Source organism: Erwinia sp. CGal63 (genome assembly GCF_037026505.1).
Lineage (GTDB): Bacteria > Pseudomonadota > Gammaproteobacteria > Enterobacterales > Enterobacteriaceae > Erwinia.
Genome location: NZ_JAKUMN010000001.1, coordinates 173,667 through 195,188 on the forward strand (window position 1 = coordinate 173,667; position 21,522 = coordinate 195,188).

Below are 21,522 nucleotides of genomic sequence, written 5' to 3' on the forward strand. Positions count from 1 at the left end.
TGTTCACCTTTCTTTATGACCATAAGTCATTGAGGTTAATGGCAGTAAGTCAGGCTGACGCTCGGGCTCTGGCAAAGAGTGGTACTAGTTTTTTTCTTGCCGACGGAGAAATTCCGCGCCTTGACGTTAGCGTTTTTTGGTTTGTTATTTTTTACCATTATCCTTGTTGTGGGTTGTTTGTAATCCGATGAGCACCGGGTCAGGTTTGGCACCGTTATTACGGCGCAGGCCGCTGCATGCGCGCATTGCAGTAAAGAAAAACTTTACTTTAATGCGGCATCGCTTTACTCATTTATCTGGTGCACAAGGGGATTTACATGGCGTACTCAGGCTCCGGCCGCGTCACTATCGCATCGCTGACTGGTGGTGAAACACTGGCACAGCTGACCGAAAATGATGTTCAGGCTTACACCCTCAGCGAACCCAGCCTTATTACCTTACAAAGCGCGCCTGCGCAAATTTCTGCCTGGCAAAAGCAGGGCGACGAGCTGATCCTGCAGCGGCAGGATGGCAGCGTGTTACGTTTTCAACAGTTTTTTAGTACCGATCCGCAGGCACAGAGCCAGCTGATTTTTCAGGATGGCGCTTCGCTGCAGCAGGCGCTGTTCACCACTGGCACAGAGAGTGCGGAAACCACCGCACTGACGCCGACGCTGGCTGCCGTCAGTGCTGCGCAGGAAGCCGCCACGGTCGACTCCACGCTGAGTCTGGCCGCAACGCCGGTGACGGCGGAAAGCGCCGCAGTCGCCGAAGCGGCAGCACCCGCCACCTATCCCACCACGCCGGTGCTGACGATCGGCAGTTTTACCGGCGATAACGTAGTGTCGGCCAGCGAGAAGCTGACGCCGCAAACCTTCAGCGGCACCGCGCAAAACCTTGCCGAAGGCACCACGCTGACCGTTGAACTGAACGGCAAAACCTATACTACGGCGCTGGCGGCGGATGGCAGCTGGAGCGTGGCGATCCCGGCGGCGGATTTGCAGACGCTGCCGGTGGGCGATAACGTTGTCAGCGTCAGCTTCGCCAACAGCACCGGCGGCACCACAACAACAAATAACACCATCAGCGTGGAAGCGTCTGAAGCGCCGCCGGACGCGCCGCTGCCGCAGCCGACCCTTGATGCGCCGTTCGGCGACGGCTGGCTTAATCAGGATGAGCATGACGAAGCCTATACGCTGACCGGCAAAACCGGCATCAGCGGCGCGAGCCAGCAGATCGCGCTGACCATCGACGGCGTCAGCTATGCGGGCACGGTAGACGAGCAGGGCAACTGGAGCGTGCCGCTGTCGCTGGAGGCGATGCGGGAAGCCAGCTTCACCGACGGCGAGCACAGCATTAGCGTTACCGTTACGGATATCTGGGGCAGAACCGGCACCACGACCGGCGCCTTCACCGTGGATACGGTCGCGCCAGCGCTTACCATCAATAACGTTTCCGACGATAACGTGATTGACGCCACGGAGATCAACGAGCCGCTACTTATTTCCGGCACAGCGGAAGCGGGGCGCGAGATTACCGTAACCTTCGGCAGCGAAAGCTGGACAGGCACCGTGGATGAAAACGGCCAGTGGCAGTTTACCGTGCCGGCAGATGTGCTGCAGACTATGCCCGAAGGCGGCTATAGCGTGGTCGCCAGCCTCAGCGACGAAGCCGGCAACAGCCGCACCGTTAGCCATGCCGTACAAATCTACGCGTCGGACGCGCTGCCTGCGCTGGCGATTGACCCCATTTCCGGCGATGACGCCGTCAGCTATAAAGAGGGCGTCTACGGCGTAGAGATCACCGGCACCAGCGCGCATCTGGCCTCCGGTACGCTGATTGAGCTGACGCTGGACGGCAAAAGCTGGACTGGCTACGTCAACAACAATGTCTGGTTAGTGAAGATCGACGACACCGACCTGGCGACGATCAAAGACGGCAGCTACAGCGTTTCCGTCAGCGCCACCGACGGCAGCGGCAACACCACCAGCGCCAGCCGCGATCTGCTGCTGATCAGCCACTATAACAGCAGCAACCCGCTGGTGACCACCAACGAGCTGACGCTGGCCGATGTCACTTATCAAAACGGCGAGCCGATCTACACCGTCACCGGCACGCTGGAAACTAAATTCCCGCTGACCCAGTTTGCCGTTAAGGGCGATATTGAAAGCTATCGTACCGGCATGCTCAACGCGGACGGCAGCTGGAGCGTGCAGCTGAATTCTCAGGATATTCATACCGAGCAGGGACTGAACACGCTGGTGTTTGGCGTTCAGGACGGCGCGGGCAACTGGTTTGAACAGCTGATTTACGTCAGCACCGATCTGATTACGCCGGTTACGCCGGTTACGCCTGGCGGCGGCGGTGCGGAAGTTCCGCTACCGCCGGTAGATAACCCGACCGATGGTACAACGCCGGGCACCGATAATCCCGGCAGCGGCACCGTACCGCCTGAAACGGGCGGTGGCGCCATTGCAACGCCGAAACCCTCCATCAGCACGCCGTTTGGCGACGGCTGGCTGAATCGTCAGGAGAAAATCGACGGCGATACGCTGAGCGGCACCACCGGCGTGAGCGGCAGCGGCCAGAAAGTGACGGTCAATATCAGCGGTACCAACTATCTGGCCACGGTCGGCGACGACGGCAAATGGAGCCTGGCGCTGACTTCCGACCAGCTTATGGGCAAGGAGTTCACCACCGGCAAACACTGGATCAACGTCTACGCCACCAACAGCGAAGGGGAAACCGGCAAGGCCAGCGCCTGGTTCTTTACCGATGTCAGTACGCCGCACGTCGCCATTAACGCAGGCCGCGACGAGGTAATTAACCTGCGCACAACCGGCGCCAACGGCACCACGCTGGTTGGCACGGGCGATGCAGGCGACGCGCTTACCGTAACGCTCGGCCCGCTGAGCTGGCACGTTACCGTGGATTCCGGCGGCATCTGGCAGGTAGCCGTCACGCCACAGCAGGCGCAGCAGCTGCAGGCGGGTGACTATACGCTGACCGCCAGCATCAGCGATACGGCGAAGAACGTCGGTACTGCCTCGCTGAACGTCGTGGTTATCAGCGGCGAAGATCTGCCACACGTCACTATCGACAGCTTTTCTGGCGATAACCGCATCGATCTGACGGCGATTAGTGCCGATCTCACTATTTCAGGCACTGCCGATGCAGGCGACAAGCTGGACATCACGCTAAGCGGCAATCCGCCTTACACCTGGCACCTTACCGTGGATGACTCCGGTAAATGGTCGGTAACGCTGAATGAAGCGGACGCGCAGGCGTTAGATCCGGGCAATTATGACATTAACGTGGTCGCCACCGACCAGTATGGCGTCACCAACAGCGCCACGCTGGGCGTCAATTTCTATGATGCCGGCGTTACGCCGACCCTGACCATTGAGCCGGTTACGGTGGATGATATTGTTCAGCCCGACGAGCTGAACAGCGGCCTGAATATTTATGGCCTCGCAAGCGGAATTTCTGCCGGTACGGAGGTGGAAATTAAGATAGGCGACGCTATTTTCCACGGCATCGTGACCGGAGGCAGCTGGTTTGCCACGCTTGACGCAGAGGCGGTACAGGCTATCGCGGATGGCAAATATGAGCTGCAGGTCAGCGCGGGCAACGGTAGCCAGACGGCGACCGCCGAGCGCGATATTATCCTTTTTACCCACTATAACAGCAGCGATCCGACGCTGACCTTCAATGCCCTGAACGCCGATGACGTCGTTTATCATCAGGGCATAGCCTACTACCAGCTGAGCGGCACGATAACCGAAGGCTCGTTGCCCATTACCAACCTCGGGCTGTACGGCGGCGAACTGCTGAACACCTGGCCGTTAACCGTTGCGGCCGACAATACCTTTCAGGTGGAAGTGCGGGCAGATGACTATGCCCGCTACGATTTCGAGGTCACCTATCGCGATGTGGCGGGTAACTGGGATCGGTCATGGGTCAGTGTCGTTCTGCCTGAATTGCCCGATGCGGCCAGCGCCAATGCGGCAACGGCTGCCGCTGCCGCTGCCGATAGCGTGGTCGCTGACGCAGCCGCCGTCGCCGCTGTCGCCGACGCTAATACCGCCGCTGATGTTGCGAATGGCACGGCGGTCGAACCTGTTGCCGTAGCCGTTCCTCATCCCACTATTGCGACGCCATTCGGCGACGGCTGGCTGAACTGGGGCGAACGGATCGGCGGACAGACGCTAAGCGGCTCCACCGGTATTACCGGCAGTGGTCAGCAGGTTACAGTAAATATCAGCGGCACCCGCTATCAGGCAGAGGTCACAACGGCAGGCGTCTGGACGCTGCAGCTGACGGAGCAGCAGCTGGAAGGTAAAGCGTTCGGGACAGGAAAACACTGGATCAACGTCACCGCCAGCAATGGTGAAGGCGAAACCGGTCAGGCGCAGGCGTTCTTCTTCACCGACATCAGCACGCCGCAGGTGACAATCAGTGAGCTGGCCGACCGTCATATCGACATCAACCAGCTTAACGAGGATGTGATTTTCCGCGGCACGGGCGATGAAGGCAATGCGCTGACCCTGACGCTGGGCGCGCTGACCTGGCATACCGCCGTCGATTTCGACGGCAACTGGCAGATAGCGCTGACGCCACAGCAGGCGCAGCAGCTGGCCAATGGCGACTACACGCTGGAAGTCAGCATCAGCGATACGGCGAAAAACGTCAGTTCTGACTCGCTGGCGCTGGATTTCTACCGGGGTGATACTTTGCCGGCTGTCGCTATCAACAACCTGTCTGACGATAATCGCGTCAATCTGAATACGATTACCAATGACTATCCGATTACAGGCACCGGCGAGGCGGGCGACAGAGTTACCCTGGTGCTCGGTTCGCTCAGCCTCGGCACGGTAACCGTCGGCACCAATGGCGAATGGAAAGTCTGGCTTTCTGAAAGCGACGCCCTTCAGCTGAACGCTGGCGATACCACGCTTACCGCCACTATCCAAAACACCGTCGGACAGACTAACAGCGCTTCGCTGGGCGTGGCGTTTTACGCGGCGGACGTGCAGCCGACGCTGGCGATGGATACGGTGGAGATCAACGATATTGTTGATTACTCCGTCTACAGAAACGACGTCCAGCTGCACGGCGACAGCTACGGCCTGCATACCGGTACTGAAGTCACCGTCACGCTGAACAACAAATCTTATATCGGCTATGTCAACAGCGATCACTGGATGGCGACCATTCCATCCCAGGATATAGAGGCGGCGGCAGATGGCTTTTACAGCCTGAGCGTCAGCGTAGAGAGCGCAGGCGGCAGCGCCAGTGCCAGCCGTGATGTGCTGCTGCTGTCGCATATCTACAGCAGCGATCCGACGCTGACGTTTAACGCCCTGACGCCGGAAGATCTGATTTATCACGGCGATAACGCTTACTACCTGGTCAGCGGCACTATAAACGAGCCGCTGCCGATAGATAAGCTGTCGTTCTATGGCGGCGAGATGCTCAACTACTACGCGATTAACGTGGCGGCGGACGGCACCTTTACGTCAGAAATACCGATCGACGAATACGGGTCTTCTTCCGCGCCCGGCTTTTACGTTTCCTATCAGGATGCCGCAGGCCACTGGTATAAATCGTCGGACGCCGTCACGCTGCCGGTTGCGCCAGCCGCTGCGGAAACCGCTGACCAGAACGCCGCCAGCGTGCTGGTGGAGGATAATCCTGTAGAGGGCGTTCACGCCACGGAAGAGAGCGTCGCCGTCGCTGTTGCTACGCCGGAAAGCGCCGCAGAGAACAGCACCATTCACGGTACGGGCATCGACGGCGCGGCTACCGTCACAGGCACGGCAGGCGACGATACCTTTACGCTCTCCACGCTGAATCTGCTCAACAATCTGAGCGGCGGCGCCGGTCACGATACGCTGGTGTTAAGCGGTTCGCACGAGGCGCTGGATTTTGCCGCGCTGGGGCTGAAGGTCAGCAGCGTGGAAACCCTCGATCTCGGCACCTCCGGCAGCAACAGCCTTACGCTGGGGCAGAAGGATTTGCTGGCGCTTACCGACAACGCCAGCGAAGCGCTGACCATCAAAGGCGCGGATGGCAGCTCGGTGACGCTGAGCACCGCCGAAGGCGGCGTCTGGAGCGATGTCGGCCAGCGTACGGTGGACGGTCAGCAGTTCGAGCTCTATCACAACGCTTCCGCCAGCCATGAAGGCTCGCTGGCGGATCTCCTGATTCAACACAACTTACAGGTACAAACTGCCTGAACCCACAGCCAGGGCTTAGCGGCCCTGGCTGATAAGATATGGGATGGCATAGCCGTGGCCTGGGTGGAACACGTCATTAAGTTGAATGCTGCTTATAGTTAAGAGCGAGGAAACAGTAACGGGAAAACGATGAAAGCTGAGGTTATCAGAATGGGGTGACGCAAGAAATTGTAATGTTAACGAATAAAAAAAGTTAAATTTGTTATAGGAGTTTAGGATTTTCGCCATTGGTAAAAAGGCAGCGCGCCAGCTAACTTATCTTTACCCAGCGTCGGGCTTTAACTTTTATCTTATCTAATGCGTTGAAGTTAATGGTTTTAGTTCGAGTAACTGCACGAAATTTAGCGAAGTATGAATTTACGATCGCTCTTTTTCTGGCGTCATCTGTGCCTTCCATTCGCTATTTTTGGCCCTGTTTTTGGTCATTATCTTTTTGAGTGATTCTTTGCGTAGTCGTGATATTTCGAGCCGAATTTTTAAACTATTTTTGCGACGCTGATCGCTGCGTGCTGGCTAAAAGTGAAATTTTACTTTACTTTTTTCTGGCGCCATTTTACTCATAGTTAGTGACCAGGGGGATTAACATGGCGAACTCAGGTTCAGGCCGCATTACTATCGTGTCTTTGGCAAACGGACAGTCGCTCACTCCGCTTTCTGATATCAGTGCTCAGGTTTATGCCCTCAGCGAACCCGGGATCGTCACCCTACAGGGCGCTCCATCGCAAGTGACGTCATGGCTGCAACAGGATAACGATCTGATCCTGCAACAGCAGGACGGCAGCGTTACCCGCTTTCAGCAGTTTTTTAGCGCGGACAGTCGTGGGCAGAGCCAGCTGGTTTTTCAGGATGGCGAGGTGGCGAAACAGATAGCCCTGGCGACCACGACCGACGTTAACGAGGGCGTTACCACGCTGACGGCGAACTGGTCTACGGCTGAAAGCGCCGCTTCCACACTCAGCATTAACCGAATGGCGGCAGAAACGGCTACGCCGGTAGAAAATCATGCTGCAGAGGTGAACAGCAGCGCCAGCGAGGCCGATGTCGCAGCCACGGCAAACGTTGCGGCCACAGCGACGCCTTCCCCGACCATCAGCGTGCCGTTCGGCGACGGCTGGCTGAACCGCGAGGAAAAACTCGACGGCCAGACGCTGAGCGGCTCTACCGGTATCAGCGGTAGCGGCCAGCAGGTTATCGTCAATATCAGCGGCACCCAATATCAGGCCACGGTCGACGATAGCGGCAAATGGAGCCTGACGCTGACTTCCGACCAGCTAATGGGCAAAGAATTCACCACCGGCAAGCACTGGATTAACGTCTACGCCAGCAACAGCGAGGGCGAAACCGGCAAGGCCAGCGCTTATTTCTTTACCGACGTCAGCACGCCGCATGTCGCCTTTGTCGAAGAGAGAGACTCGGTCATCAATTTGCATAACGCCAGCATCTCCGGCGTGACGCTTTTCGGCTCCGGCGACGCGGGAGACACGCTTACCGTGACGCTGGGGCCGCTCTCCTGGCAGGTGACGGCCAATTCCGGCGGCGACTGGCAGGTGGAGGTGACGCCGGAACAGGCGCAGCAGCTGCAGGCGGGCGACTATACGCTCACCGCCAGCATCAGCGACACGGCGAAGAACGTCGGCGCCGCTTCGCTTAACGTCGAGGTTATCAGCGGTGAAGAGCTGCCTGAGGTCACTATCGACAACCTTTCGGCGGATAACCGCATCGATCTCACCACCATCAACTCGGACATTACCATTAGCGGTACAGGCGAGGCTGGCGACCATCTTCGGGTAGAGTTCGGCACTTTCAGAGAGCCTTACTGGGATCTGACCGTTGACAGTTCCGGCAAATGGTCGGTTACTCTGGCAGAAGCGGAAATACAGGCTCTGGCATCAGAGCCGGGTTATTATCCCATCGTGGCCACCATCACGGATGCCAACGGCCTGCAGAATACCGCCACGCTTAACGTCAACTTTTATGATGTCAATATCACGCCGACGCTGACTATCGACCCCATTTCGCCAGACGATATCGTGGTTGGCTCAGATATCATCCAGAATGAGCTGCAGCTGCAAGGAAAGGCGAGCGGCATCGCGCCTGGTACGGATCTGGTGGTGAAAATAGGCGACAGCACTTTTCAGGGAGTGGTCACCGGAGCAGGCTGGAGCGCCAGTATTGATGGCGATGCGATTAAAGCGCTGGCCGACGGTAAATATACGCTGGAAATCAGCGCGGACAACGGCACGCAAAGCGCCGTCGCCGATCGTGATTTCACTCTTTATACCCATTTCCACAGCAGCGAGCCGACGCTGACTTTTAACGAGCTGACCGCCGATGACGCCTTTGAGCGTAATGGCGAGCTTTACTATACGGTTAGCGGCACGATTACCGAAGGCGTTCTGCCCGCCAGCGACGTGGCGCTGTATGACGCCGATCGAGGCGATTACTTTGCGCTGGCCATCAACAGTGACGGCACCTTCAGCGTCGAGGTGCCAGCCGATATCATTGCCTCAACGGACAGCTTCCGTGTCTCCTATCAGGACATCGTTGGCAATGACGAGCAGTCTCGCCAGTATATCGATCTGCCGGGTCTGCCAGGCACCGTCGGCGAAAGCGCAGCCGAACCTCATCCCACTATCGACACGCCGTTTGGCGACGGTTGGCTGAATCACAATGAGCATGAGTCGGCCGATCAGACGCTGCACGGCACCACAGGTGTTACCGGTGCGGGTCAGAGAGTCACGGTGAATATCAGCGGCGTCAATTATGAAGCGGACGTTACCGGCACGGGTAACTGGACGCTATCGCTGTCGCAGCAGCAGTTGGCGGCCAGCGGATTTAACACCGGCAAGCACTGGATCAACGTCACCGCTACCAACTCAGAAGGCGAAACGGGCACCACTCAGGCCTTCTTCTTCACCGATATCAGCACGCCGCAGGTAACCATCGATTCGCCAGCCAGCGATACTACGCTCGATCTCTCTACCATCACGGAAAACTATATTTTCAGCGGAACGGGCGACCAGGGCGACGCGCTGACGCTGACGCTCGGCTCGCTGACGTGGAACGTGACGGTGGGCTTTGACGGAACCTGGCAGGCGGCGCTGACGCCGGAGCAGGCGCAGCAGCTGGAAACGGGCGACTACAGGCTGCAGGCCAGCATTGCGGATACGGCGAAAAATATCGGCACCGCCTCGCGCGCGCTGGAGCTCTACCACGGCGACGTGCTGCCTCAGGTCACGATTGACGATCTCTCGGCGGATAACAGGATCAACCTGAACAGCCTGACCACCGATTTTATTATTTCGGGCACGGCTGAATCCGCTGAATATATCACCATCAAGCTGGGCGATGCGAAAGAATGGTATCCCAACATCGCCGCCGACGGCAGCTGGCAGGTCGAGCTCTCCGAGGATGACGCGCGCCAGCTGGCGACAGGGGATTACACGCTGACGGCCACCGTCGTGGACGCCGGCGGCAACCGCAACAGCGCCTCGCTGGACGTCGAGTTCTACAGCTCGCCCGTGCAGCCGACGCTGACCATCAGCGCTTATGGCGACAACAACGTTATTACCGACGCAGATTTAGCCAACGCGTTTGTTGAAATCAGAGGCACCAGTACCGGCCTGCACAGCGGCGATGATGTAACCCTGACCTTTGGCGACAAGACCTTCACCGGCGTGGTTTATAACAACAGCTGGTATGTGGATATCACGGCGGACGATGTCAAAGATCTGCAGGATAACTTCTATACGCTGACCGTAAGCGGCACGGCGGAAGGCGGCCTGACCGGCAGCGGCAGCGAAGATTTTCTTCTGCTGCGTTACGCCCACGATCCGGTAGTCACCGTCAATCCACTGACCAGCGACGATGCCGTATTACGCGACGGCGTGCTCTATTATGAAATCAGCGGCACGGTTGATAATCCTTTCCAATCCACTAACCTCGCGCTTGATCCTGGCGGCTCGCGTACCTATCCGCTGACCGTGGCCCAGGACGGCACCTTTAGCCTGGAAATCCGGGCGGATGACTATAATTCCGCCTCAGGCGTACATGTTGACTATACGGATCTGGGCGGAACCAAACGCTTTTCGGATTCTATCGATCTGCCTGACGCGCCGCCGCATCAGTTTACCGAGCCGACGATCACCTTTAATCCGCTGACCGCTGACGATGCCTATTATGTCGGCAATGCCCTTCATTATAAGGTAAGCGGCACGATAGATATGCCGGATCCGGTCACCTATGTGGTGCTGCAGGGCCTGACAACCATGAGCTACGCGCTGCAGATAGCGGATGACGGTACCTTTACCGTTGGGGTATACGCCGAAGACTTTACTCAGTGGAACGTGGTGCACCTGGAATATACGGATGCGACCGGCGAGCGGCAAATCGGCACGCAGACTTATACCTGGCCTGCTTTGCCGACCGCCGAGACAACTGAATCGGCTTCGGCCAGCTTACTGGCGGAAGATAACCCAACGGATGGCGACGGCGATCACGCCAGCGCTTCTGTCGACCACAGCAGCGTAACGGACGACAGCGCCACTACGACCAGCGACGTCGCTGCAGCGAAAGAAAGCGGCAGCGAAAGCGCGACGGCTGCTAACACGGCCCATAGCGAAAATATCGACGGCGCGGCTACCGTCGCCGGCACGGCAGGCGACGATACCTTTACGCTCTCCACGCTGAATCTGCTCAACAATCTGGACGGCGGCGTTGGTCACGATACGCTGGTGTTGAGCGGCTCGCACGAAGCGCTGGATTTCGCCTCGCTGGGGCTAAAGGTCAGCAGCGTGGAAACCATCGACCTCGGCAGTTCCGGCAGCAACAGCCTTACGCTGGGGCAGAAGGATCTGCTGGCGCTCACCGACAACGCCAGCGAAACGCTGACCATCAAAGGCGCGGATGGCAGTACGGTGACGCTAAGTACTGCCGAAGGCGGCGTCTGGAGCGATGTTGGCCAGAAAACCGTCGACGGACAGCAGTTCGATCTTTATCACAACGCTTCCGCCAGCCATGAAGGCACCCTGGCGGATGTTTTAATCCAACATAATTTGCAGGTACAGACTGCCTGATGTAACAGGCCGACGCGGGTTTGCCGCGTCGGCCTTTTTTCGGCAAAAAGGAAGAAGGAAGAGGGTACCAGGATGAAGAAAGTGTGGGTCTCTTTGTGCCTGGCCGCGATGTGCGGCACCGTGGTACAGAACTCGCTGGCAGCAAAGCAGCAAAAAGTGGAGTTTAACTGGCGAGCCGCGCCGACCGAGGAGCAAATTTCAACCCTGACATTACGTGAAGCCATTCTCCGGGCCTTTGCCCGCAACCCAAAAATTTCCGAAGCCGCCGCGCAAATCCGCGTGGGCGAGGCCGATCTGGACGCTGCCGAAAGCGCCTGGTATCCACAAATTTCCCTGTCGGCGACCGGCGGACGATCGCATACCACCGACTCCTCCGGCAGCCTCAACAACAACGGCTCAGGCGGGATTACCCTCAGTCAGCTGCTCTATGATTTTGGCCGCACCGGCGGCGCTATCGACGAGCAGCATCACCTTTCCGAAGCCTATCGCTTCGCGCTTTACGACACCATGACCACGGTGGCGCAGGATACGCTGCAGGCCTATCTGCAGGTCAAGCGCTATCGGGCGCTGGTGGAAGCGGCCCGCAATAACGTCGCTTCGCTGGAGCATGTTAAAGAGATCGCCCATATGCGCGCCGACGCCGGACTGAGTTCCCAGTCGGACGTGTTACAGGCGGAAACCCGCATCGCCGGAGTGCGCGCCACTATGGAACAGTATCGCGCCTCGGAACGCTCCGCGCTGGCGCAGCTGACGGTGCTGACCGGCGTGGTGCCGAGCGCGCTGCCGGAGCTGCCGCAGTCGCTGCTGAACCAGCAGATCACGCTGGACAGGATCGCCTACGAGAAAAGCGCGGCGGTACGCAGCGCGCAGGCCAAACAGGAAGCGGCGATCGAGCGTGTTCGCCAGGCGTCCTCTAACCACTGGCCAACCATCAAAGTGCAGGCGGGCCGCACGCGTTATGAAAACTCGGCCCGTTCTTACTGGGACGACGAGCTGCAGCTGCAGGTGGAAGCGCCGCTCTATCAGGGCGGACTGGTCAACGCCAAAACCCGCGCGGCGGAAGGCGATCGCGAAGCGGCTCAGGCCGCGGTCGAGCAGTCCAAGCTCGACATCAATCAGAGTGCCTCTACCGCCTACGCCGATATGATCGGCGCGCAGCAGCGTCAGGCGGCGGGCGAGCAGCAGCTGAGCAGCGCTGACCATACCCGTTCGGTCTACGCCGACGAATATAAATTAAACAAGCGCAGCCTCAACGATTTATTGAGCGTAGAACAGGATGTTTTCCAGGCTGACAGCAGCCGCCTGACCGCGCTTTACGACGGCTGGGACGCCACCGTGCGCTACGCCGCCGCCGTCGACAACCTGCTGGATATTATGGGCATCGATCGCGAAGCCACCAGTGGACAAACTCTGCCATCGCTCTGATGCCAAACAAGATAAGGCTGTACTTATGACCAAAACCGCTAGCACCGAAAACTGGATTGACGCCATGCTGCGCGTGGCGGCGCGCTTTGGCAAACCGGCGGATGGCGGCACGCTGCGCCAGCAGATGCGCTGGTTTGAACATCTCTCGCCGGCCCAGCAGCTGGAAAGGCTGGCCGGTCTGTTGGGCCTGCATTTGACCATGATGCCGCGCGATAAAATTCGCTGGCGGCAGGAAGTCACGCCGGTAGTGCTGATCCTGGAAAACGCCAGCGTGGCGGTGGTGGAAGGCATCGACGCCGACGGCAAGGCGCGCTACTGGCTGAGCGACGGCGGCGACGTGGTGCGGGAAAGCGAACTGGCGCTGCTGCTGGCGCAGAGCCAGGAACAGGTCGGCATCATCGGCGTGGCGGCGCGGGGACGCGACGCGCGCATCGATGAATTCGTCAAGCCCTATAAAAAGCACTGGTTCTGGGAAAACTTTCGCGGCATGGGCCGCCGCATCATGGAGATCTCGCTGGCTTCGGTGGTCGGCAACGTGCTGGCGCTGGCCGGTATCCTCTTCTCGATGCAGGTTTACGACCGCGTAATCCCGGCTCAGTCGCAGCCGACGCTGTGGGTACTCTTTACCGGCGTACTGATCGCCGCCGCTATCGAATATATCATCCGCCTGATGCGCACCCAGGTTTCGGATCTGATGGGAAAACGCATCGACCTGAAAGTTTCCTCGATGCTGTTCGCCCGCGCGATGAATATTCGCAACGAGGCGCGGCCTAAATCCACCGGCTCTTTTATCTCGCAGCTGCGCGAAATCGATCAGGTACGCGAACTGCTGACTTCCACCACCGTGGGCGCCGCGGCGGATATGCCTTTTGTGCTGCTGTTTCTCTGTTTGATGAGTTTTATCGGCGGCCCGCTGGTGATTATCCCGCTGCTGGCAATCCCGCTGATCGTGATCCCTGGCCTGCTGGTGCAGATCCCGATGGCGAAGCTGGCGAAAGAGGGGCTGCGCGAAGGCGCGCTGCGTAACGCGGTGCTGGTGGAAACCATTGAGGGCATCGAAGACATTAAATCGCTGCAGGCGGAACCCTATTTCCAGCGTCAGTGGGAACAGACGCACGAGGTCAGCGCCACCATCGGCATGCAGCAAAGACTGTGGGGCGCCAGGCTGACCGGCTGGGCTTCCACGGTACAGCAGCTGACCTACGCGGGTATGCTGGTGTTTGGCGTCTACCTGGTGCTTAACGGAGATATCACTACGGGTACGCTGGTAGCCTGTAGCCTGCTCTCTTCGCGTACCATCGCGCCGCTGATGCAGCTGACCATGGTCTTTTCCCGCTGGCAGCACGCCAAAACCGCCATGCAGGGCCTGGACGAGCTGCTGAAAAAGCCGCTGGATCAGGCGGAAGAGGGCGAAATGGCGCACTGTCCCACGCTGACCGGCCACTACGATCTGCGCGGCGTGCAGTACAGCTACGATGAAGAGAACGTTAAAAACGTGGTCACCATCGGGCAGTTGCAGATTAAACCGGGCGAGCGCGTGGCGATCCTCGGCAAGGTCGGCGCGGGCAAGTCGACGCTGCTGAAGCTGCTGGCCGGACAGGCGACGGCGACCCAGGGCAAAGTGATCGTCGACGGCGTGGACGTCCGACGTATCGATCCGGTGGATCTGCGTCGTCAGCTTGGCTGGCTGTCGCAGGATTCACGCCTCTTTTTCGGCACGCTGCGGCAGAATCTGATGCTGGGTAACCCGCACGCCAGCGAGCAGGAGATGCTGCAGGCGCTGAAAGTCAGCGGCGCGCTGAGCCTGGTACAGCAGGACGCCGCCAGCCTGGATCGCATCATCAACGAAGGCGGGCGCGGCCTCTCCGGCGGCCAGCGGCAGATGGTGATGCTCAGCCGCATGATCCTGCGTCAGCCGCAGGTAGTGCTGATGGACGAGCCGACCGCCTCGATGGATGAATCGCTGGAAGAGTATGTGATCCGGCAGATGCAGGGCTGGCTGTCGGGCCGCACGCTGGTGCTGGTCACCCATCGTCCGGCGCTGCTGAAGCTGGTGGACAGGATTATCGTGATGGACAACGGCCGCATTGTGGCGGACGGCCCGCGCGATGAGATTTTACGCGCCGCCGCCGCGCAGACAACGAAGCAGAGTGCCGGACAAGGGGATGCCGCATGAGCCTGATACTGATTGACCGCAGCCTGAAACGTAACGAAAGTCGCACCTCGGCCATTATCTGGCTCTGCACCGCCGCGCTGGTGATTTTCTTTGTCTGGGCGCACTTCGCTGTCCTGGACGAGGTCACGGTTGGCACCGGCAAAGTGACGCCGTCCAGCCGCGCGCAGGTGATTGAAAGCCTTGATGGCGGCATCGTGGATCAGCTTAACGTGCATGAAGGCGATATCGTTGAAAAAGGCCAGGTGCTGGGGCGTCTCGATCCTACCCGTTTTCAGTCTAACTTTGGCGAAGCGGCGGCAAAAGTCCGCACGCTGCGCGCCTCGGCGGAACGTCTGCGGGCGGAGCTGACCGGCGCGCCGCTGGCCTTCAGCGCGGAAACATTAAAAGAGCCCGAGCTGGTGGCGCGCGAAACGCAGCTTTACGAGTCGCGGCGCCGTAACCTGACGGAAACGGTCAGCAACCTTCAGCAGTCGTTAAAACTGGTGCAGGATGAGCTGCGTATGACGCAGCCGCTGGTGGCGAAAGGCGCCGCAGGCGAAGTCGAGGTAATCCGCCTGAAGCGCCAGATCAGCGATCTGCGCGGCAAAATCGACGAGGCGAAGAACGACTATGCGGTCAGGGCGCGCGAAGAGCAGGTCAAAAACAACGCCGATCTGGACGCGCAGCTACAGGTGCTTACCGGCAAAGAGGATCAGCTGACGCGCGCCACGCTCTATTCGCCGGTGCGCGGCATCGTCAAGGATATTCAGGTCACCACGGTTGGCGGCGTCCTGCAGCCTGGCGGCAAGCTGATGGAGATTGTGCCGCTGGAAGATCAGCTATTGATTGAAACCCGCATCAATCCGCGCGATATCGCCTATATCCGGCCAGGCCTGCCGGCGATAGTGAAAGTCACCGCCTACGACTCCTCCATCTACGGCAACCTGGAAGGCGAGGTCGAAACGGTTTCGCCGGATACGCTGCAGGACGAGGTTAAGCGCGACCAGTATTACTATCGCGTTTATGTACGCACGCAAAAAGCGGAGCTGGTGAACAAAGCGGGCAGGAAGTTCCCGATTGTGCCCGGCATGGTGGCGAATGTGGAAATTAAGACCGGTCAAAAAACCGTGATGGATTATTTAGTTAAGCCACTGAATAAGGTCAAGGAGTCGCTGCGTGAAAGGTAAAAAATAACGCTGCTGAATAATCAATGTTATAAACTGCCGTCGAGCGGGCTATTTCGCCGCCCGGCGGTTTTTTTTGGTAGATATTGGGCGAAAAAACAGCACCATAATTAACCGGAGTCGGCGTGGTTTTTGCAGGATAAAAAAAAGCCGAACACAAGGTTCGGCAGACAAATAGGGTAAAATATCTCATTCGGGGTGAATGAAGGTAATAATGAAATAAAATGATGATAGCAAGGTTATTATAAACGAAAAGGACACTTCCGTTTATCATTCAGTGCTCATAAGGATAACATTACATAACAACATGAATCCTTTCGTTTAAATCATTACTTGACATTAAGTGCGTTATTTTTAACAGCGCGTGCGGTGAAAAAGTTCGCTGTCGTTATCATTTTGTAATATTTATTTTACACAATGAAACAGAATCGGAGGTTTAGTATCATTTTCTTGATAGATTATTACTGCCCTGTCTCTACCATGGGGTGCCGGCTGAATTTTCGACGTTCAGCACGCAGTGGTAAATAAGGCATATAACCAGAGGATAATAAAATGAAACTTCGCGTACTCTCGCTGGTCGTTCCGGCCATGCTGGTCGCCGGTTCTGCCGGAGCGGCAGAAATCTATAATAAAGACGGCAACAAACTGGACCTGTTCGGCAAAGTAGATGGTTTGCACTATTTTTCCGATAACGACGGTTCCGATGGTGACCAGTCCTATCTGCGCTTCGGCTTTAAGGGTGAAACCCAGATCAGCAACGAACTGACCGGTTACGGCCAGTGGGAGTATCAGGCAGCGCTGAACACCACCGAGAACGAAGGCACTGCTAACAGCTACACGCGCGTCGGTTTCGCCGGTCTGAAGTTTGGCGATTCGGGCTCGCTTGATTACGGTCGTAACTACGGCGTGGCTTACGATGTGGGCGCATGGACCGACGTGCTGCCAGAGTTCGGCGGCGACACCTACGGCGCGGACAACTTTATGTTCCAGCGCGCCAGCGGCCTGGCGACCTACCGCAACAACAACTTCTTCGGCATGGTTGATGGCCTGAACTTCGCGCTGCAGTATCAGGGCAAAAATAACAGCGGCACAGAGCTGGACGGTCGCGACGTGCTGGCGCGTAACGGCGACGGTTGGGGACTTTCCACTACTTATGACATCGGCACCTCTGGCCTGGCTGTCGGCGCGGCGATGTTCAGCTCGGATCGTACTAACGAACAGAACAACAACACCAACGGCATCCTGGGCAACGGCGACAAGGCGACGGCTTACACCGGCGGCCTGAAATATGACGCCAACAATATCTATCTGGCGGCGATGTATACCCGTTCCTACAACGCGACGCGTTTCGGCGACAGCCGCACGGCGGGCGACGTTTACGGCTATGCGGATAAAGCGGATAACTGGGAGCTGGTGGCGCAGTATCAGTTCGACTTCGGCCTGCGTCCTTCTCTGGCCTTCGTCAGCTCTCGCGGCACCGATATCGAGCGCTTTGGTTCGCAGAACCTGAAGAAATATGTTGATGTAGGCGCGACTTACTACTTTAACAAAAACATGTCTACCTACGTTGACTACCAGATCAACCTGCTGGATGACAACAACTTCACCGATGCTGCCGGCATCAATACTGATGACGTTGTGGCGCTGGGCCTGGTTTACCAGTTCTGATTTTCGTGGGAGCGCGCAACGCGCTCCCGCTTCTTAACTCTTCGCCCTTTCCCTGCGCTTGTTCACTTTCTCAACGATAACGTGGACGATTGAGCTGTCTGGTGTGCGTCTGCTTGTAATGCTTGTAGCCTGAAAAGATAATCAGCGCGAGACAGATAAAAGGCAGCAGATAGTAGATCATAAAGACCTCCATTAGTGCGGCAACAGCGCCGCGGTAAGTGGATACAGCAGATATACTGAGTAGCATCCGCCAGAAGATCAACCCCGTCCGGCCCGACGCCATGCTGCCTTTTCACGCTTTCAGGGCCAAAATTAATCCAGGGAAATTTGCCTAAAATGAAGACGAAATGGCTGTACTATCCTGTTATGGCGCTATTTATGCTGCTTGCCGGCTGTGACGCCCGTCATGAAAGCGCTGGCGCTTCCGCGCTGGTGCTCGAAGGACGCACTATGGGAACATTCTGGAGGGTTAGCCTGGCCGATGTCGACGCCAGCCGTAAAGAAGCGCTGCAAAAAGCGGTGCAGCAGCGGCTGGATCAGGATGACCGAGAGCTGTCGACCTGGAAGGCGGATTCGGTGCTTTCTCGCTTTAACCAGTACCGCGGCAACGACCCGCAGCCGGTCAGCGACAACATGGCGGATATCGTCACCGTGGCGCTGCGTATAGGCCAGAAAACCCAGGGTAAAATGGATATCACCATCGGGCCGCTGGTTAATCTTTGGGGCTTCGGCCCGGTTAAACAGCCTGATAAAACGCCGACTCCGGCGCAGATCGCAGCGGCGCGCGCGTTGGTCGGTTTGCAGCATCTGCGCGTTATCCAGCGCAGCGAAGGCGCTTATCTGCAAAAAGATCTGCCGGATCTTTATGTCGATCTCTCCACGATGGGCGAAGGCTTCGCCACCGATCATCTGGCGCGGCTGATGGAAGAAGAGGGCATCCATAACTATCTGGTTTCCGTTGGCGGCGCGGTGCTGACGCGCGGTAAAAACAGTGAAGGCAAGCCGTGGAGAGTCGCTATCCAGAAGCCTACCGATAAAGAAAACGCGGTTCAGGCGATAGTGGATTTGCAGGGACACGGCATCAGTACCTCCGGCAGCTATCGCAACTATTATGAACTGAACGGCAAGCGTATTTCGCATGTCATCGATCCCACAACCGGCGAGCCGATTCAGCACCGGCTGGTTTCCGCTACCGTTATCGCCACCACCGCGCTGGAAGCGGACGGCTGGGATACCGGACTGATGGTGCTGGGCGAAGAGAAAGCCAAAGAGCTGGCGCTGCGGGAAAAGCTGGCGGTCTATCTGATTGTCAAACAGGGAGACGGCTTTACCAGCTGGATGTCGCCGCAGTTTAAGGCTTTCATCCTGCCGGATCGAGAGTAATATCACTAACCGGCCGCCGTTATCGCGGCCCGCTAAGGAGCCACCATGCTGGACTTATTTGGCGAAGAAGCACCCTGGTCGGAACCGCTGGCCGAAGGTGCGGTTATTTTACGGCGACGCGTGCGCGACGAGGCGGAAGCGCTGCTGGCGCTGGTTGACGATATCGCTGCGCAGAACCCTTTTCATCACCGCATCACCCCAGGCGGCCACCGTATGTCGGTGGCGATGACCAACTGCGGCGATTTCGGCTGGTCTACGGACGCGCGCGGCTATCAGTACAGCGAGTATGACAGCGTCAGCGGCCAGCGCTGGCCGGCGATGCCGGATCGCTTTCGCCAGCTGGCGATAGCCTGCGCCGCCGAGGCGGGTTTTCCCCATTTTCAGCCCGACGCCTGTTTGATTAACCGCTATGCGCCGGAGGCGAAGCTCAGCCTGCATCAGGATAAAGACGAACAGGATATGCGCCAGCCTATCGTCTCGGTTTCGCTTGGCCTGCCTGCCGTTTTCCAGTTCGGCGGCTTTGCGCGCGGCGACGCGGTGCAGCGCGTGCTGCTGGAGCACGGCGACGTGGTGGTGTGGGGCGGCCCGTCCCGGCTGCGCTATCACGGCATTCTGCCGCTGAAAGCGGGCAGCCATCCGGCGACCGGCGCCTTTCGCTATAACCTGACCTTTCGCCGCGCTTTTCGCTAAACGAGAATTATTATTGCTATCGTCCCGCTTCTCATTAAACTGCAGGCTGCTCAGCTTAATGGGATGGTTGTATGGAGTTGCTTCGCGTCGTTTATCGCCAGTATCGCTGGCCTTTCGTGCTGGTTATCGGCCTCAGCCTGCTCAGCGCCGCGCTCGGCATTGGGCTGATCGCCTTTATCAACCGCGAGCTGATCGTCTCGCTGCAGGCCGACGCCTGGCTGCTGCCGAAATTCCTGGGACTGCTGCTGCTGCTGATGGCGGTCACGCTGGCTTCGCAACTGGCGCTGACGCTGCTGGGACACCACTTTGTCTGGCGCCTGCGCGGCGAGTTTATCCGCCGTATTCTGGATACCCGGGTTGAACGGATCGAGCAGATCGGCAGCGCTCAGCTGCTGGCCGCGCTGACCAGCGACGTACGCAATATCACTATCGCTTTTGTGCGCCTGCCGGAGCTGATTCAGGGCATTATTTTAACGCTGGGCTCGGCGGCTTATCTCGCCTGGCTTTCGCCGAAAATGCTGGCGATCACCGCGCTCTGGCTGGTGGTCACTATTGTCGGCGGCTGGCTGCTGGTTTCCCGGGTCTATCGCCATATGGCGAAGCTGCGGGAAGTGGAGGACGCGCTCTACGCCGACTATCAGACTATTATCGAAGGCCGCAAAGAGCTGGCGCTGAATCGCCAGCGTGCGCAGCAGGTTTTTGACAACGTCTATCAGGAAGACGCGCGCACTTATCGCCATCACATTGTGCGCGCCGATACTTTTCACCTCAGCGCGGTTAACTGGTCGAATATCATGATGCTGGGCGCTATCGGCCTGGTGTTCTTTATGGCTAACGGCCTGGGCTGGGCCAATACGGCGGTGGCGGCGACCTATTCGCTGACGCTGCTGTTTCTGCGCACGCCGATGCTCTCCGCCGTTGGCGCGCTGCCCACTTTGCTGAGCGCGCAGGTCGCCTTTAACAAGCTCAATACCTTTAAGCTGGCGCCTTATCAGGAAGGCTTCGAACAGCCGGCCGCGGCGCGGCAATGGCAAACGCTGGAGCTGCGCGAGCTGGTGTTTCACTACGGCGACGGCAATTTTACCGTCGGCCCGATCACTATGACGCTGCGGCGCGGCGAACTGGTGTTTCTGATCGGCGGCAACGGTAGCGGGAAATCAACGCTGGCAATGCTGCTGACCGGGCTTTATCAGCCGGTCTCCGGGCAGATCCTGCTGGATGGCGTGCCGGTCGCGGCTGAGCAGATGGCTGATTATCGCCGTCTTTTCTCCGCCGTCTTTACCGATCCGCATCTGTTCGATCGCCTGATAGACGACCAGGGCGAAGCGGCCGATCCGGCTCAGGTGCAGCTGTGGCTGGAGCGTCTGCAGATGCAGGACAAGATCAGGCTGGAAGGAAATCGGGTGCTCAACCTGAAACTGTCGAAAGGGCAGAGCAAGCGGCTGGCGATGCTGCTCGCCACGGCGGAACAGCGCGATATCCTGCTGCTGGACGAATGGGCCGCCGACCAGGACCCGCACTTCCGCCGCGTATTCTACCGCGAGTTGCTGCCGTGGCTGCGGGAAATGGGCAAAACCGTTTTCGCCATCAGCCACGACGATCACTACTTTCTGCACGCCGACAGGCTGCTGGAGATGCGTGAAGGGCAACTAAGCGAGCTGACCGGCGAGGCGCGCGACCTGGCGACGCTGGACGCGGTAAAACGTACCGGCACCGGGTAGCGT

General features: G+C 58.3%; 9 protein-coding genes. All 9 read left to right on the forward strand.

The window, feature by feature from the left end; translation table 11 throughout:
- The first annotated feature begins 317 nt into the window (after positions 1-317).
- The gene (locus MKZ79_RS00720; protein WP_336139214.1) at positions 318-6,218 is read left to right on the forward strand and encodes an Ig-like domain-containing protein; all 5,901 of its coding nucleotides are present in this window, start codon (positions 318-320) and stop codon (positions 6,216-6,218) included.
- Between the two features lie 584 nt (positions 6,219-6,802).
- Positions 6,803-11,293 (forward strand): Ig-like domain-containing protein, encoded by a 4,491-nt coding sequence (locus MKZ79_RS00725; protein WP_336139216.1) that lies wholly within the window; start codon positions 6,803-6,805, stop codon positions 11,291-11,293.
- 108 nt (positions 11,294-11,401) lie between these two features.
- Positions 11,402-12,718 (forward strand): TolC family outer membrane protein, encoded by a 1,317-nt coding sequence (locus tag MKZ79_RS00730; RefSeq protein WP_336141315.1) that lies wholly within the window; start codon positions 11,402-11,404, stop codon positions 12,716-12,718.
- A gap of 25 nt (positions 12,719-12,743) precedes the next feature.
- Complete coding sequence (locus MKZ79_RS00735) at positions 12,744-14,894, forward strand: type I secretion system permease/ATPase (protein ID WP_336139218.1); 2,151 nt, start codon at positions 12,744-12,746, stop codon at positions 14,892-14,894.
- A complete protein-coding gene (locus MKZ79_RS00740; protein WP_336139220.1) occupies positions 14,891-16,060 on the forward strand; it encodes an HlyD family efflux transporter periplasmic adaptor subunit in 1,170 nt (389 codons plus the stop codon). The genes MKZ79_RS00735 and MKZ79_RS00740 overlap by 4 nt, the downstream gene beginning before the upstream one ends.
- Positions 16,061-16,609: 549 nt before the next feature.
- Positions 16,610-17,725: a porin OmpC gene (gene ompC / locus MKZ79_RS00745; protein WP_336139222.1), complete on the forward strand. Its 1,116-nt coding sequence runs from the start codon at positions 16,610-16,612 to the stop codon at positions 17,723-17,725.
- Between the two features lie 336 nt (positions 17,726-18,061).
- The gene (gene apbE / locus MKZ79_RS00750; RefSeq protein WP_336139224.1) at positions 18,062-19,108 is read left to right on the forward strand and encodes an FAD:protein FMN transferase ApbE; all 1,047 of its coding nucleotides are present in this window, start codon (positions 18,062-18,064) and stop codon (positions 19,106-19,108) included.
- A 45-nt stretch (positions 19,109-19,153) separates the two neighbouring features.
- A complete protein-coding gene (gene alkB, locus MKZ79_RS00755) occupies positions 19,154-19,798 on the forward strand; it encodes a DNA oxidative demethylase AlkB (protein ID WP_336139225.1) in 645 nt (214 codons plus the stop codon).
- 71 nt (positions 19,799-19,869) lie between these two features.
- Positions 19,870-21,519, forward strand: a complete 1,650-nt coding sequence (locus MKZ79_RS00760; RefSeq protein ID WP_336139229.1) for a multidrug ABC transporter permease/ATP-binding protein — start codon at positions 19,870-19,872, stop codon at positions 21,517-21,519.
- Positions 21,520-21,522 lie beyond the last annotated feature (3 nt).